The sequence below is a fragment of the Myxococcus sp. SDU36 genome (assembly GCF_030168875.1).
Classification (GTDB): Bacteria; Myxococcota; Myxococcia; order Myxococcales; family Myxococcaceae; genus Myxococcus; species Myxococcus vastator.
The window spans coordinates 8,409,301-8,424,489 of the sequence record NZ_CP077414.1 but is presented as its reverse complement, the minus strand read 5'-3'; the positions used below and the strand labels follow the sequence as shown (position 1 = coordinate 8,424,489).

Here is a 15,189-nt window from a genome sequence, read left to right as displayed (position 1 = left end):
CTGAGGCGTGGCCGTGCGAACTCCCGAGAGAGCCTTCTTCGACTGCCGACGCTACGCTGGCAAGACGTCACCCTGATTAGAGCCAACAGCACCACGTCCCCGGCAGCTCAGTGCCGAGTCCGAGGCCCCTCCTCCTCCCCAGGAGAAGCCAACCGCTGGGACAGCAGCCCCAGCAACTCCTGAGTCGACAGCCGTCCCGCCGCGTCCTTCCCTTCCAGCACCCCCGCCACCAGCGCGCGCTTGTGCTCGTGCAGCGACAGCATCTGCTCCTCGATGGTCCCCCGCGTCACCAATCGGTACACCGTCACCGGCCGCTCCTGCCCAATCCGGTGCGCGCGGTCGGACGCCTGGTCCTCCACGGCGGGGTTCCACCACGGGTCCAAATGAATCACCGTGGTCGCCGCCGTGAGATTCAGCCCGAAGCCACCGGCCTTGAGCGAAATCAGGAACAGCGGCACGTCTCCCTCCTGGAACGCGCGCACCCGCTCGGCCCGAGCCCCCGCGGGCGTCTGCCCATCCAGGTACTCGTAATCAATCCCCTCCGCGTCCAGCACCTCGCGCACCAGCGCCAGGTGGGAGGTGAACTGGCTGAACACGAGCGCGCGATGCCCCTCCGCGCGGAGCTCCCGCACCAGCTCCATGAACCGCTCCAGCTTGGCCGACTCCAGCTTCGACCCCGCGTCATACAGCCGCGGATGTGACGCCAGGAGCCGCAGCCGCGTGAGCGCCGCCAGAATCTCGATGCGCCGCTCCTGCTCCTTCATCTTCGGCTTGCGCGTCTCCAAATCCGAGAGCGCCGCCAGCCGCGCGTCCTCGTAGAGCGCCCACTCCTCCGACGAGAGGACAATGGGCACCCGGATGTCCGTCCGAGGCGGGAGCTGCGCCTCCACCTGCGCCTTCGTCCGGCGCAGCAGGAAGGGCTGGAGCACCCGAGCCAGCGCGGGCGCGGCCGTCGGGTCCACGCCCCGCTCAATCGGCGCGGCGAAGCGCGAGCGAAACGCCTCCCAGCTCCCGAGCAGTCCCGAGAAGACGACGGCGAAGAGGCTCCACAGCTCGCCCAGGTGGTTCTCCAGCGGCGTGCCCGACAGCGCGAACTTGAAGTCCCCCTGGAGCGCCCGCGCCGCGCGGAAGCGGTGCGTCGTCGCGTTCTTCAACGTCTGCGCTTCGTCGAAGATGATGGTGGAGAAGCGCAGCTTCGACAGCCGCTCGATGTCCCGCGTGAGCAGGCCATAGCTCAGCACCAGCACGTCCTTGGGCCCCAGCCGCTCCAACGTCCGCCCACGGTCCGTCGCCTCCGAGAACAACGTCAGCCGCAGCGACGGCGCGAAGCGCTTCGCCTCGTCCACCCAGTTGAAGGCCACCGACGTCGGCGCCAACACCAGCGCGGGCCCCAGCTTGCTCCGCTCCAGGAGCACCGTCAGCGCCTGCACCGTCTTCCCCAGCCCCATGTCGTCCGCGAGCACCCCACCCGCGCCCCACGACGCCAGCCGCGTCAGCCAGCGGAAGCCCTCCAACTGGTAGTCCCGCAGCGCCGTCTTCAAGCCCGTGGGCACCCGGGGCTTCAGCTCCTTCGCCGCGAAGATGCGCTCCACCAGCGACTGCCACGTCTTGTCCGCCTCCACCTCGGCGCCCGCGTCCTGGAGCGCCGTGAGCGTCTCCACCGCGGAAGGCCCCACCTCCAGGCCATGGCGCGTGGCATGCGCATGGTCCGCCAGCCGCTCCAGGTGCTCCCGCAGCGCCCCTTCAATCTCCACGTAGGACGTCGAGTCCACCTGGACGAAGCGTTCCTTCCGCCGCGCCGCATCGAGCAGCCGCGCCAACTCCACCCGCTCGCCCTCCACCGCGAGCCCGCCTAGCACGCCAAACCAGTCCCGCTTCCGCTCCAGGATGACCTTCAGCGCCGGAGGCGCGGCGGCGTGGAACAGCCGCACCGGCGCCCCCACCCACTCCAGCTCCGGCTTCGGCTCCAACTCCACGCAGGCCGAGAGCACCGCGAGGCCGCCCTGCGCGCTGGTGAAGCGGAAGGTGAAGGGCAGCTCCTCGGGCTCCGCCGTTTCGAGCGGCAACCGGGCCTGGAGCAGCTCCGCCGCGTCGCGCTCCTGAACGAAGTCACGCACCGCGTGCGCGGCCCCCGTCCCCCGCCGGACGTGGACGTCGCGCGTGCCCTCGCCCGGAATGAACGCGGGGCTGTCCGGCAACGGGCGCGTGCGCAGCTCCACGCGGACCGCCCCGCTCGCGTGCGCCTCCATGCGCACCACGGGCGCGTAGCGCAGCGGCACCGACTCCCCCAGGACGCTCCGCGGCAGCGCCACCGGCACGCGCAGGGACAGCTTCGACAACTGGTCCAGCAGCGCGACGTGGCTCTCCGGCGGAAACGCGTTGCCGTGGCGGTTCAGCGCCGTCATCAGCGCGCGGACCTCGGGCCCCGCGTCCAACACCGTGAGCACCCGCTGGCTGTCATCCCAGACGTAGAGCCCCTCCTCCGGCTGCGCCCTGCGCACCCGCTCCAGCATCGCCGTGGGCAGCATCGCGCCATCCACGCCCGCGCTCACGATGACCACGCCGTCCCGGTCCTCGGCGACGAGCCCGACCTTCGCGCGCTCGATGCGCACCAGCAGGTCCGGATTCTCATCCAGGTGGATGCGGGGGTGCCCCACCAGCTCGAAGAGCAGCGCGCGAGACGCGGGTGCCTCCGACTCCGGCAGCAACGCCGCCAGGCGCGCGTCCGCCGCCGACAGTTGCGAGCCATGGTCCTGCAGCAGCTTGCGCCGGCTCACCTTCGCGCCCGTGCTGCGCTGGCCCTTCTTGTTGCGCTTGTGTACGTAGGCCGCGAGCTCCACGCCGTACCCGTTGATGACGTCCAGCCGCCAGGAGACCTCGCCACCTCCGGGCCCACCGGGACTGTCGTCGACGGCCCGCTCCAGCGCCCGCAGCGCGCGCTCCCAGCCGGGACGGACCAGCTCCTCCAGCTCCTCGCCAAAGGTCTCCGTCCACGGCTGCCGCAGCCACAGCAACGCCGTGTCGATGGCCGCCAGCAGGTGGACGCAGAACGTCGCGCCACAGGAGCAGTCCCCCGTCACCTCGGTGGGCGCGAAAATCAACCGGGCCTCGGGGAGGATGAAGCCCGCCTGCGCCCCCACCGGCAGCTCGGAGATGCGCGTCTCGCGGAGCCGGAAGCCCGGGAGCGGCGCGTCGAACTGCATCAGGTCCGGCACCAGCGCGTGCATCGGCCGGGGTGCGACGGACGCCGGAACGCGCGCGCGCAGCGCCAGCAGCAGGCCATGGACGCGGTGCGTGCGGGGCTCGGCGGGCGGCGCGAGTCGCTCCTCGAGCGACGCCCGTGACGCCTCCGCGCCCAGCCGCTCCGCCTCCACGAAGCGCCAGGCGAGCGTGGGCAGCAGCTCCTTCATCCGGGGGGCCGGCATCGCCTCCGTCATCCAGCGCGCCAGCGAGTCCGTGCTCAGCAACTCCACGAGCCTGCGGCGGGCGAGCACGGGACGCGCCTGGGGCAGCCAGGCGGCCTCCACCAGCGGCATCAACACCGCCAGGCTCAGCCGCGACAAGTGCTCGAGCCCCTGCTCCCGCAGCCACGCCAGCGCATCACGACTCGTATCGAACAAGGGAGTCACGGGCTTCTCGAGCGGCGCGGACATGCACCCGCTTCTTCGCAAAGCACGCACGAAACGCAAGCGGCCCCGTGACGCGGGGACTTCGAGCCCGGCCCAGACTTCGCCGGACGCGTCAAGACGCAGGTCGACGTGTCCCTCCCCCGTTCATCCTCGAAGCGGCCGGGTGACGTACTTGAATGACCTCGCCTGCTTCGATATCCCACCAAGGCTGCCAAGGAGCGTCCCCGCGTGAAGCAAAGCGTGTTTGGTCTGGTCGTCGCCCTGTCACTGACCGCGTGCAAGGAGGAGCCCCGTGGGAAGATGGAGCCCATTCCCCGCCCGCCGGGGATGAAGGACGCTCCGCCTCCCGCGGAGGCCGCTCCCGTCGTCGACGCGGAGCCGCCCGTGGACCCCTCCAAGGTGGTCCTCCGGTGGAAGATTGCCCAGGGCGCGCCCACTTCGTACCGGCTCGACATCGAGCGCACCGGCGGCGCGTCCGCCAGCACCGAGGAAGACGCGCCCCCCAAGAGCGCCAAGGGCAAGGGCAAGGGCAAGGAGAAGCCCGCGCCGGTCGCCGCGGCCCTGCCCGGCCCCGTCACCTACTTCATGGAGCGGACCGACTCGGGTGACTACCGCCTCCGCGTCGTCCCCGTGGGCGGCAACGCCGACGCGGACACGGCCACGCTGAGCGAGCGAGGCTTCGTGCTCGACGGCCTGCAGGGCGCCACCCGCAACATCGCCACCCTGGTGCTGGAGCTGCCCAGAGATGCAGTCGGCACCGGTGACGCGTGGTCGCTCGGCACCGAGCTCATCCGCACGGAGGCGTTGGGGCCCCAGTTCCAGGCCGGCCAGCCCGAGCGGATCAACCGCGTGAAGCTCGCCAGCCTGACGCCCGCCGACGGGGGCGAGCAGGTGGCCACGCTGGAGTACGACATCTCCGAGAACCTGGCCGGCAAGGTCCTCGCGAAGGACGCGCCCCCCACCTCGCCCGCGCGCGCCGCGGAGGAGGACGCGGAGGCGGACGACTCGGAGCGCCCCCGGCCCCGGGCCACGCCCGAGTCCAGCGCCAGCGCCGAGGTGCGCATCACCGGCCGCGGCGAGTTCCTGGTGAAGGCCGGGCGGTGGCGCTCCTGGGAAGGCACCGTCACCTCGGTGACGAAGGGCGGCTTCCCCACCGCCGCGCTCCAGGTGCCCACCGGCGCCCTGAAGCTGCGCCTCACCGCGGTGGAGTCGGCGCCGACGCCGACGGCCCAGCCACAGCAGTAGGCGGCCCGTCCGACTCGCGCACCATGCGCACCACGGCGTCCACCCAGGCCGGGTGGGCGTTGAGGGAGGGGACCAGCGTCAGCGACTCCCCTCCCGCCTCCAGGAACTGCTCCCGCGCGCGGAGGCCAATCTCCTCCAGCGTCTCCAGGCAGTCCGCCACGAAGGCCGGGCACATCACCGCCAGGCGCTTCACGCCCTGCTTCGCCAGCTCCGGCAACACCACGTCCGTGTACGGCTTCACCCACGGCGTGCGGCCCAGCCGCGACTGGAAGGACACGCTCCACCCGCCCGCCGGCAGTCCCAGCCGCTGGGCCAGCCCCCGCGCCGTCGCGTAGCTCTGCGCGCGGTAACAGTGGCGGTTGGCGTCCGTCATGGCGTCGCAGCACGACGCGGTGGACAGGCAGTGCGTCCCCGTGGGGTCGCTCTTGCGCATGTGCCGCTCCGGCAGGCCGTGGAAGCTGAAGAGGACGTAGTCGGCGCGCGCCTCGTCAATCACCGGCCGCGCCACGGCGGTGAAGGCGTCCAGGAAGCCCGGGTGCTCGAAGAAGGCCGGCACCGCGCGCACGAAGGGCACGTCCCAGGACTGGGCCAGCACCTCGTAGGTGCGCGCCAGCGAGGACGCGGTGGAGGACGCGGCCTCCTGCGGGTACAGCGGCAGCACGGTGAACTCCGACACGCCGCGCGCCTTGAGCGCCGCGATGCCGTCGGGGATGGAGGGCGAGCCATACCGCATGGCCAGCACCACCTCGTACTCCCCCGCCAGCCGCTCGGCCACCTGGGCCGCCAGCGCCTGGCTGTACACGAGCAGCGGCGAGCCCTCCTTCATCCAGATTTTGCGGTACGCCTCCGCGCTCTTCGCCGGACGCACCGGGAGGATGATGAGGTTGAGCAGCGCCCAGCGGCCCAGCGGGTGGATGTCGATGACGCGCGCGTCACTGAGGAACTCGCGCAGGTAGCGGCGCACCGGCCCCGAATGAGGCGCATCCGGCGTCCCCAGGTTGACGAGCAGCAGCCCTCGCTTCGAGGTGGGCGTTGGCATCAGTGCAGGGAGTTGGGGAGGGTGAGCGCGAACTCGGCGATGCGCGCTTCGAAGTGCGTGCCGTCCGGCCGCACCATGTCATAGGTGCCGCGCATGGTGCCGAAGGGCGTGCGCAGCATGGCCCAGCTCGTGTACTCGAACCGCTCTCCGGGCCCCAGGTGGGGCTGGCGGCCCACCACGCCCTCGCCCTTCACCTCTTCCACCTTGCCCGTGGCATCGGTGATGACCCAATGCCGCGCCTTGAGCTGTGCCGGCGCGTCGCCCTCGTTGGCGATCTCCACCGTGTACATGAAGGCGAACTGCCCGGACTCTGGAGCGCTGCGCTCCGGCCAGTAGGCGGGCTTCACGGTGATGCGGATGCCGTCAGTGGTGGCGCTGGAGGACATGCCCCCAGATTTGGCGGTAACGGCGGCCACTTGCAAGGAAAACGCCGGGTTGGCGGCCCGGCGCCCCGCCTACGTCTTGGCGCTCTCGCGGTCCTGTCCGGGCTCCGGCTGCTTCGGCCACACCAGCGAGGCGATGATGGCCGCCACCAGCACGCCGGCAATCACGCCCAGGGAGATGCCGATGGGGACGTGGATGTCGAAGAAGGTGATGAGCATCTTCACGCCCACGAAGCCCAGGATGGCGCTCAGGCCCACCTTCAGGAAGTGGAACTTGTCCATCAGGCTGGAGACGACGAAGAACAGCGAGCGCAGGCCCAGAATCGCGCACACGTTGGACGTGTAGATGATGAAGGCGTCCTGGCTGATGCCCAGCACCGCGGGGATGGAGTCCAGCGCGAAGAGCAGGTCCGTGGCCTCCACCACCAGCAGCACGATGAACAGCGGCGTGAACTTGCGCCGGCCATCCTCCGTCACCCGGAAGCGGCTGCCGTCACCCAGCCGCGCCACCGGCAGCACCCGGCGCGCGAACTTCACGATGCCCTTCTGCTCCGGGTCAATCTCCTCGTCCTTGGACACCAGCATCTTCACCGCGGTGAAGACGAGGAACGCGCCGAACAGGTAGATGAGCCAGTGGAACTGCTTCACCAGCGCCGTGCCGGCGATGATGAGGGCAGCGCGCATGACGAACGCGCCCAGGATGCCCCAGAAGAGCACCCGGTGCTGGTGCTCGGGCGCCACCCGGAAGTAGCTGAACACCATCAGGAAGACGAAGAGGTTGTCGACGGAGAGCGCGTACTCCACCACGTACGCCGTCAACCACTGGAGCCCCACGGTGGGCCCCTGGTAGTGCCAGATGCCCGCGCAGAAAATCAGGCTGAGGGTAATCCACACCAGCGTCCAGAGGCCCGCCTCCTTCGGCGTCACCGCATGGTCCTTGCGGTGGAACAGCCCGAGGTCCATCGCGAGCATCGCGAGGACGAAGACGTTGAAACCCACCCAGAGCGCGACTTGCGTGTTCACGTAGCAATCCTGTTGCAGGGGACGGCGGGGCGCACCCTACCGGCGGGATGCCCGGGCGTCGACCCCCCGCGTGAACCCGCTGGACCTCCTGCTTTCGTCCAGCGGGCCCCCTGCGGCCCCTCGGAGGGCTATTCCGTGGCCGGGCGGCGCAGCACCGCCAGGGAGCGGCCCGCCACCTGCACGGTGCCCCCCGCCGGCGTGTGCGTGCGCGGCGACTCCCCCGCCAACGCGGTGTCCACCACCAGCTCCCAGTCCGCGCCCCATTCGACGGCGGGCAGCATGAAGGTGATGGGCTCATGGTGGGCGTTCATCAGCACCAGGACGGTGTCCCCCACAATCCGGTTTCCTTCGTCGTCCGGCGCGGCGATGGCGTCACCACCCAGCAGGAATCCCAGGGAGCGCACGTAGGGCTTCTCCCAGTCGTCCTTGCGCATCTCCTTGCCGTCGGGCCGGAACCACGCCAGGTCCTTCAGCTCGCTGTCCCACATATGGGCGCCGCGGAAGAAGCGCCGCTTGTGCAGCACCGGCTGTTCGCGCCGCAGCTTCGTCAGGGCGCAGGTGAAGTCCAGCAGCGCGCGCTGCGTGTCGTTCAGCTCCCAGTCCACCCACGACAGCGCGTTGTCCTGGCAGTAGGCGTTGTTGTTGCCCTTCTGCGTGCGGCCCATCTCGTCGCCGGCCACCAGCATGGGCACGCCCTGGGACAGGAAGAGCGTGGCCAGGAAGTTGCGCTTCTGCTGTTCGCGCAGGGCGTTGATTTTCGCGTCCGCCGTCTCGCCCTCCACCCCACAGTTCCAGGAGTGGTTGTCGTTGGCGCCGTCGCGGTTCTCCTCGCCGTTCGCCTCGTTGTGCTTGTCGTTGTACGTGACGAGGTCGTGCAGCGTGAAGCCGTCGTGCGCGGTGACGAAGTTCACGCTCGCGGTGGGCTTGCGGCCGGACAGTGAGAAGAGGTCCGAGCTGCCAGTGAGGCGATAGCCAATCTCCGCCGCCTGCCGGTCATCGCCCTTCCAGTAGCGGCGGATGGTGTCGCGGTACTTGCCGTTCCACTCGCTCCACAGCACCGGGAAGTTGCCCACCTGGTAGCCGAAGTCGCCCACGTCCCAGGGCTCGGAGATGAGCTTCACCCGGCTGAGCACCGGGTCCTGGTGGATGATTTGGAAGAAGGCCGCGCGGGTGTCGTAGCCGTGCCTGTCTCTCCCCAGCGTGGTGGCCAGGTCGAAGCGGAACCCGTCCACGTGCAGCTCCTCCACCCAGTAGCGCAGGGAGTCGGTGATGAGCTTCAGCGCGTACGGGTGCGTGGCGTTCCACGAATTTCCGCACCCGGTGAAGTCCAGGTAGTAGCGCGGGTCCTTCTCCGTGAGCCGGTAGTACGCCGCGTTGTCCACGCCCTTGAAGGACAGCGTGGGGCCCAGGTGGTTGCCTTCGCAGGTGTGGTTGTAGACGACGTCGAGCAGCACCTCGATGCCAGCGCGGTGCAGCTGCTTCACCATGCGCTTGAACTCGTCCACCTGCCCGCCCAGCGACCCCGAGCCGCTGTAGCGCGCGTCCGGCGCGAAGTACCCCAGCGTGTTGTAGCCCCAGTAATTGACCTTCTCGCGCTGGATGAGGAAGGGCTCGTCGACGATGTGCTGGATGGGCAGGAGCTCCACCGCGGTGACGCCCACCCTCTTCAGGTGTTCGATGCTGGCCGGGTGCGCCAGCCCCGCGTAGGTGCCCCGCTGCGCCTCCGGGACGCGAGGGTGCAGCCTGGTGAAGCCCTTCACGTGGACTTCGTAGATGAGCGTGTCGTGCCACGGCACGCGGGGCGGAGCGTCTCCCTCCCAGTCGAAGGTGTCCGCGCCCAGCACCACGCCCTTGGGCACGCCGGCCGCGTCATCGCGCGTGTCGAGCGCGAGGTCGTCCTCCTTGGCGCCCGGCGTGTAGGCGTAGATGGGGGCCTGGTAGTCCACCTGGCCGTGGATGGCCCGGGCATACGGGTCCACCAGCAGCTTGTGGGGGTTGAAGCGCAGCCCCTTCTTCGGCTCGTAGGGCCCGTGCACGCGCAGCCCGTAGAGGGCTCCGGCGCCCACCCCAGGCACGTAGCCGTGCCACACCTGGTGGGTGTTCTCCAGCAGGGGAAAGCGGCGCGTCTCCTTCGCGGGGTCCTCCGGGTCGAAGAGGCAGACCTCGACCTTCTTGGCGTGCTCGCTGAATACGGCGAAGTTGACCCCGTGCCCGTCGAACGTGGCGCCCAGGGGATACGGCTTCCCTGGAAGCACCTCGGCCCTCCTCATCCGGCGCTCCTCTCCAGCAGAATCACCGGAAACGCCGCCAGGAGCGGCCCCAGGGGCAGCACCGCGCCACCCGGTCCACGCTCGGGCCGCACCTGACGTCCGGTGAACACATCGCGGAACATCATGCCCGCATATGCCTCCGGAAGGTCCAGGAACGTGCTGCCGTAGGCGCCCGCCAGCCCTTCGGGGGCCTGCAGGGCGGACAGGGTGTAACGCGGCGCGCAGGCCACCACCACGGCGTCGCCGTGCTCACGGGCGAAGGCCACCGCCGCCTTCGCCCGGGCCCCGGTCAGCTCCAGCGCCCGGTAGCCGCTCTCCCGGAAGAGGGCCGCCTGCCGCTGACGCAGCCGCAGGGCCTCCGTCAGGACGTAGAGCTTCACCTGGCCGTCCTCGAGGTTCGCCGCCAGCCGCCCGCTCAGCGCGGCCCGGTCCTGCTCCGCCTCGGCGTCCAGCGCCTCCAGCAGCCGCGCGCGCAGCGCGAAGTCCACCGGCCGCCGGTTGTCCGGGTCCACCAGCGACAAGTCCCACAGCTCACAGCCCTGGTAGGTGTCCACCACGCCGGGCGAGGCCAGCTTCAGCAGCAGCTGCCCCAGCGCGTTGTGCTGGCCCGCGCGCTCGATGGAGCGCTTGAAGTCCCGCGCGTCCGCCAGGAAGGCGCCCGTCACCTTTGAATCGAAGCAGGCGTCCACGTAGCGCGCCACCGCGTCGTCATAGGCGCCGTCGGGGTTGGTCCACGAGGTGCGGACCTTGGCCTCCTTGATGGCCTTGCCCATGTACTCGCGCACCCGGCGCTGGAAGTCCGCCAGCGCCTCCGCGGAGAGGGCGTCGCCCATGGGCCACGCCCCCACCACCGTCTGGAAGAAGAGGTACATGTCATTGGCCGTGGGCGCCGGGCCGGACGGCAGCTGGGACACCGCCTTCTCCGTCTGGCGGGCCCACTTCCTCACCCGCTTGCGCCACTCCTCCGGCACCTCGGTCAGCACGTTGATGCGCGCGCGCACGTCCTCGCTGCGCTTGGTGTCATGGGTGCTGGAGGTGAGCTGGCTGGCCGGCCACCGCTCCGCGCGCTCCTGGTTGCGCAGGTGGAAGGTGTTGGCGTGGACGCCGAAGCGCTCCGGCTCGCCGCCCACCTCGTTGAGGCTCACCAGCCGGTTGTAGATGTAGAAGACGGTGTCCTCCAGGCCCTTGGCCATGACGGGCCCCGTCACCTGCTGCAGCTTCATGGCGAAGCGCAGCATGTCCGCCCGCTCGCGCGCGTCGGTGTGCTCCGGGTAGCGGCGCAGGAGGACGTCGCGCAGGAAGTCGAAGATGGACGCGTTGGTGGTGGCGTTGCGCACCTTGGCGCGCTGGATGGTCCACTCGATGTACTGCACGTCCCGCCCGTCCAGCTCCGGGCGCCAGCCGTCCACGTAGGTGCGGTACACGGGGAACAGGGCGATGAACTCCACCAGCGCCCGCCGCAGCGAGTTGAGCGTGAAGTCGCGCGTGCGCCGGTTCATCTCCGAGATGCGGTTGAGCTCGTGCGCCAGCACGTTGATTTCGCTGGCCATGGACACGCGCATGATGAGCAGCTTCTTCTGGTAGACGAGCTCGGCGAAGTCCGCCTGCCCTCCCACGAAGCGCGCGTACGTCTCCGTCAGCGCCTTCTCCGCGTCCGGATGGACGAACAGGCCGCTCACCGCGTTGGCGAAGCGGTAGCCCGTGGTGCCGTGCACGGCCCAGGACTCAGGCATGCGCTCACGGCCGCCCTGAATCTTCTCCACCACCACGTACAGCGCCTTGCGCAGCGGGCTGTCCGGCTGCTCCGTCACCTCCGCGCGCCACCGCTCGCGCAAGCTGGACTCCACCGCCGACCAGCGCGTGTCCTCCTCCGCATGCGTCTGGAGGAACAGCGCATGGGCCCGCTCCACGAAGTACGCCTCCTGCAGGTCCAGGAAGTAGGCGGTCGGGTCGAAGAGGCCGTCCGGGTGGTCGATGCGCAGCCCCGTGACGAGCCCCTCGCGCAGCCAACGGAAGATGAGCGCGTGCGCCTCCTGGAAGACGTCCGGGTCCTCCTCGCGCAGCGCGGCCAGGCCGTTGATGTCGAAGAAGCGCCGGTAGTTGATTTCCTCGCCCGCCACCCGCCAGTGCGCCAGCCGGTAGCTGCACGCCGTCAGCACCGAGTCCAGCAAGTCATACGAGCGCGGGTTGCCCGGCTCGCCATTGAAGACGCGGACGTTGTCCTCGATGTAGGCCAGCACCTCCGGGAACTCCGCCGTCACCGCGGCCAACCGGCGCTTGATGACCTCCTTCTCCCGGTGGCGCTCCACCACCTTCGGCCGCTCCACCTCCGTGCGCGAGGGCAGGTAGTCGATGGCGGTGAGGATGGACAGGAACTCCAGCATGCCGGGGTGCTCCCCCCCCAGCCGCGACTCCAGCCGCTCCAGGCCATGGCGCAGGATGCGAGCGTACTGACGCGGCGCCACCGGCAGCAGGTGCTCGTAGTAATGGAGGAAGAAGGCGCCCTCGCGGAAGGACAGCTTCAGCTCCCCGCGCTCCAGGACGATGCCGTACTGGTCCCCCAGAATCGGCAGCAGCACCCTGTCACGCAGCTCCTCCTTCACCGGCGCCCAGTCGATGTCGAAGAACTTCGCGTAGACGGAGGACGGGCCGTTCTCCAGCACGTCGAACCACAGGCGGTTGTCCCGCTCGATGCCCATGTGGTTGGGCACCACGTCCAGCACCTGCCCCATGCCCTGCGCATGCAGCGCCGCGCAGAGCGCCGCGTGCGCTTCGGCCGTTCCGACCTCGGGGTTCAATTGTTGGTGGTCCACGCAGTCATAGCCGTGCGTGCTTCCGGGCGTGGCCTTCAGGTAGGGGGAGGCATAGAGGTCGCTCACCCCCAGGCGGGCCAGGTACGGCACCACCTGCCGCGCGTCCTCGAAGGTGAAGCCCTGGTGGAACTGCACGCGGTACGTGGACAGGGGCGTGTGCGGGCGCGACGCCAGGTCCGTCTGGACGCGTGCGTAGAGCCCTTCGGCCAGGGCCTCCGCTGTCATCGTGGCACCACCCGCCCCATTCGAGGCGGACCCCTCTTCTTCCAAGGCGTCGAGCAACATGGGGCCCAGAGGTAGGCCGTCCGCGCTCCGACCGCCAGCAAACAGAAACACGTCCGCCCTCTATCCAACGCTCCGCGCCGACACGCCAACCCTCAGGTAATGCAAAGGGCCCGCCGCTTGTCGCGGCGAGCCCCGAGTACGGCCACCGGGAGACCCCGGCCAATGCTCAGCTCAGCTGCTTGTTCACCAGCGCCGTCATCTCGAACATGGTGACGCTCTTCTTGCCACCAAAGATGGGCTTGAGCTTGTCGTCGGCGTTGATCTGCCGCTTGTTCTTCGCGTCCTGCAGGCCCTGCTTCTTGATGTAGGCCCAGAGCTTCTTGACAACCTCGGTGCGCGGCAGCGGCTTCGCGCCGACGATCTCAGCGAGCGCGGCAGACGGCGTCATCTCCTTCATGAACGACGCGTTCGGCGTGCGCTTCTTCGCGGCGGGAGCCTTCTTCGCGGCGGGAGCCTTCTTCGCAGCAGCTTTCTTGGCGGCCATTCGTCTTGAGTCTCCTCCCCTCCGAAGGGGACGTTGTACGGCTTTGCTTATGTGAAGCGACAGCCGATGCGGCGTAGAAGTAGCACGCCCAAGCCCGAAAAACAGCCCTCTCCTGCGTTTTTCCCTCTGAGCGCCCCTCGGGGAACGCGGCTGGAGCCCGACAATCAGCCTCCGGAGCGCGCTCTGCCCTCGGGAAACCCCTTGTCGGCGTGGATCAGCACCCAAACGGCCGCCGGATTCTCCTTGCGGTCGTGGTGTGTTTTTTTGGATGAAACCCCTTCATGAGAGCCCTCATCACTGGTGCAGGCGGCTTCCTGGGGACGTGGCTGGCCAGGGCCCTGGCCGCGCGCGGAGACAGCGTCACATGCCTGTTGCGCCCGGGAGGTGACGCCTCGGGGCTCGCGGGAGTGACGTACACGCGGGTGGACGGCGACGTGACGGTGCCCTCCACGCTGGCGGCCGCGGTGGCGGGGCAGGACGTCGTCTTCCACCTGGCGGGCGCTCGCCGCGGCGCGACACGAGACGACTTCATGCGCGTCAACGCGGAGGGCACCCGCCACCTGTGCGAGGCCATGGTGGCCGCGGGCCACCGCCCCCGGCTGGTGCTCACGGGCTCGCTGGCCGCCTGCGGTCCGTCCACGCCCACCCGGCCGCACGTGGAGGAAGACGCCTTCCACCCCCACGAATGGTACGGGGAGAGCAAGGCAGAGGCCGAGCGCATCGCCTTCTCCTATGGAGACCGGCTGCCCGTCACGGTGTCCCGGCCGCCGCGCATCCTGGGGCCCGGGGACAGGGAGAACCTCCCCTTCTTCAAGATGGCCCAGCGCGGCATCCGGCTGGAGCTGTCCGGCGGCCCCCGCCCGCTGACCATGGTGGACGTGGAGGACGTGGTGGACGTCCTCTTGCTGCAGGCCACCCACCCCGCAGCCCTTGGTGAAGCCTTCTTCTGCGCGGGCCCCGGCGAGCCCCTGTCACTGGAAAAGGTGCAGGACCTGGGTGCGCAAGCCCTGGGACTCACGCCCCGCACGGTGCGCGTGCCCCCCGCGGTGCTCCAGGCCCTGGCCACGGCGGCGGACGGGGTGTCTCAGTTGACGGGCCGCAAGCTGGCTTTGAGCCGGAAGCTGGCGAAGCAGCTCCTGGCGCCTGCCTGGACGTGCTCCGGGGCCAAGGCCGAGCGGCTGCTGGGCTTTCACCCCCGGCGTGACCTGGCGGACTCCATCCGTCGCAGCGTGCGGTGGTACCAGGAGCAGGGCTGGCTATAGCCCTTCTTCCCCGAGCCGCCGGGAGGCGCGCCAAACTCCCGGCATCGTTGACCTCCACCCCCTCGAAGTGTCAGGAAGCCCGCAGCCCCATGCCCTCGAAAGCCGCCTTCTTCGATGTCGACGGGACGCTCGTGAAGACGAACGTCGTCCACGTCTACGCGTACTACGCGATGAACCGCGGCTCCGTCCTGGGCATCGCGGGGCGGACCCTGAGCACCGCCCTCAGCGTGCCGCTCTTCGGTGTCATGGACGCGGTGGACCGCAAGACGTTCAACGAGTTCTTCTACCGCTACTATGCGGGCCTGAGCGAAGACCGCCTGGTCACCATCGCCGAGGACATGTTCGAGGACGTGCTGCAGCCCGCCCTCTTCGAGCAGACGCAGGACCTCATCGACCAGGCCCGCCGCAGCGGCTGCAAGATTGTGCTCGTCACCGGCGCGCTGGACTTCACCATGCGCCCGCTGGCGCGCCACCTGGGCGCCGACGACCTGATCGCCAACAAGATGCAGTTCGTGGGCGGCAAGGCGACGGGCAAGGTGATTCCGCCCATCATCGAAGGCGCGAACAAGGCGAACGCCATCCGCGCCTACTGCACCAAGGAAGGCCTGTCGCTGGACAAGTGCCACGGCTACTCCGACAGCGCCTCTGACTACGCGATGCTCGCGGTGGTGGGCCGTCCCACCGCGGTGAACCCGGACCTGCGGCTGCGCTCCATCGCGCGCGCCTACAACTGGCCCATCCTCGACCTCAAGTAAG

At 69.6% G+C, this 15,189-nt stretch carries 10 protein-coding genes; 3 read left to right on the top strand and 7 right to left on the bottom strand.

What is annotated here, in order from left to right; translation table 11 throughout:
* Nucleotides 1-107: 107 nt before the first annotated feature.
* A complete protein-coding gene (locus KGD87_RS34440; RefSeq protein WP_284665149.1) occupies nt 108-3,653 on the bottom strand; it encodes a DEAD/DEAH box helicase in 3,546 nt (1,181 codons plus the stop codon).
* 204 nt (nt 3,654-3,857) lie between these two features.
* Here KGD87_RS34440 and KGD87_RS34435 point away from each other — a divergent pair, with 204 nt between their 5' ends.
* Entirely contained in the window at nt 3,858-4,874 is a 1,017-nt protein-coding gene (locus KGD87_RS34435) for a hypothetical protein (RefSeq protein WP_284665148.1), read from the top strand.
* Here KGD87_RS34435 and hemH read toward each other — a convergent pair.
* The 6 genes from hemH to KGD87_RS34405 form a co-directional block, all read right to left on the bottom strand.
* Nucleotides 4,825-5,913, bottom strand: coding sequence for a ferrochelatase (gene hemH, locus KGD87_RS34430; RefSeq protein ID WP_284665147.1), 1,089 nt, complete (start codon nt 5,911-5,913; stop codon nt 4,825-4,827). The two genes, KGD87_RS34435 and hemH, sit on opposite strands and share 50 nt — an antisense overlap.
* Nucleotides 5,913-6,299 (bottom strand): Co2+/Mg2+ efflux facilitator ApaG/CorD, encoded by a 387-nt coding sequence (apaG, locus tag KGD87_RS34425; RefSeq protein WP_284665146.1) that lies wholly within the window; start codon nt 6,297-6,299, stop codon nt 5,913-5,915. The genes hemH and apaG overlap by 1 nt, the downstream gene beginning before the upstream one ends.
* Nucleotides 6,300-6,368: 69 nt before the next feature.
* Complete coding sequence (locus KGD87_RS34420) at nt 6,369-7,319, bottom strand: TerC family protein (RefSeq protein ID WP_163778163.1); 951 nt, start codon at nt 7,317-7,319, stop codon at nt 6,369-6,371.
* 128 nt (nt 7,320-7,447) lie between these two features.
* The gene (glgX, locus tag KGD87_RS34415; RefSeq protein WP_284665145.1) at nt 7,448-9,589 is read right to left on the bottom strand and encodes a glycogen debranching protein GlgX; all 2,142 of its coding nucleotides are present in this window, start codon (nt 9,587-9,589) and stop codon (nt 7,448-7,450) included.
* On the bottom strand, nt 9,586-12,687 hold the full coding sequence (gene treY, locus KGD87_RS34410; protein ID WP_502887982.1) for a malto-oligosyltrehalose synthase: 3,102 nt from the start codon (nt 12,685-12,687) through the stop codon (nt 9,586-9,588). Before treY ends, glgX begins: the two co-directional genes overlap by 4 nt.
* Before the next feature lie 166 nt (nt 12,688-12,853).
* A complete protein-coding gene (locus tag KGD87_RS34405; RefSeq protein ID WP_011551643.1) occupies nt 12,854-13,171 on the bottom strand; it encodes an SWIB/MDM2 domain-containing protein in 318 nt (105 codons plus the stop codon).
* A gap of 281 nt (nt 13,172-13,452) precedes the next feature.
* Between KGD87_RS34405 and KGD87_RS34400 the strand changes: the two genes are divergently transcribed.
* Together KGD87_RS34400 and KGD87_RS34395 are read left to right on the top strand one after the other, a co-directional pair.
* Entirely contained in the window at nt 13,453-14,433 is a 981-nt protein-coding gene (locus KGD87_RS34400; RefSeq protein ID WP_284665143.1) for an NAD-dependent epimerase/dehydratase family protein, read from the top strand.
* An 89-nt stretch (nt 14,434-14,522) separates the two neighbouring features.
* On the top strand, nt 14,523-15,188 hold the full coding sequence (locus KGD87_RS34395) for an HAD family hydrolase (RefSeq protein WP_176416402.1): 666 nt from the start codon (nt 14,523-14,525) through the stop codon (nt 15,186-15,188).
* Nucleotide 15,189 lies beyond the last annotated feature (1 nt).

Bases quoted from the DNA above. Each gene is read 5' to 3' on its own strand.
- KGD87_RS34440 (WP_284665149.1), bottom strand. From the start codon at position 3,653: ATGTCCGCGCCGCTCGAGAAGCCCGTGACTCCCTTGTTCGATACGAGT.
- hemH (WP_284665147.1), bottom strand. From the start codon at position 5,913: ATGCCAACGCCCACCTCGAAGCGAGGGCTGCTGCTCGTCAACCTGGGG.
- apaG (WP_284665146.1), bottom strand. From the start codon at position 6,299: ATGTCCTCCAGCGCCACCACTGACGGCATCCGCATCACCGTGAAGCCC.
- glgX (WP_284665145.1), bottom strand. From the start codon at position 9,589: ATGAGGAGGGCCGAGGTGCTTCCAGGGAAGCCGTATCCCCTGGGCGCC.
- treY (WP_502887982.1), bottom strand. From the start codon at position 12,687: ATGTTGCTCGACGCCTTGGAAGAAGAGGGGTCCGCCTCGAATGGGGCG.
- KGD87_RS34405 (WP_011551643.1), bottom strand. From the start codon at position 13,171: ATGGCCGCCAAGAAAGCTGCTGCGAAGAAGGCTCCCGCCGCGAAGAAG.
- KGD87_RS34400 (WP_284665143.1), top strand. From the start codon at position 13,453: ATGAGAGCCCTCATCACTGGTGCAGGCGGCTTCCTGGGGACGTGGCTG.
- KGD87_RS34395 (WP_176416402.1), top strand. From the start codon at position 14,523: ATGCCCTCGAAAGCCGCCTTCTTCGATGTCGACGGGACGCTCGTGAAG.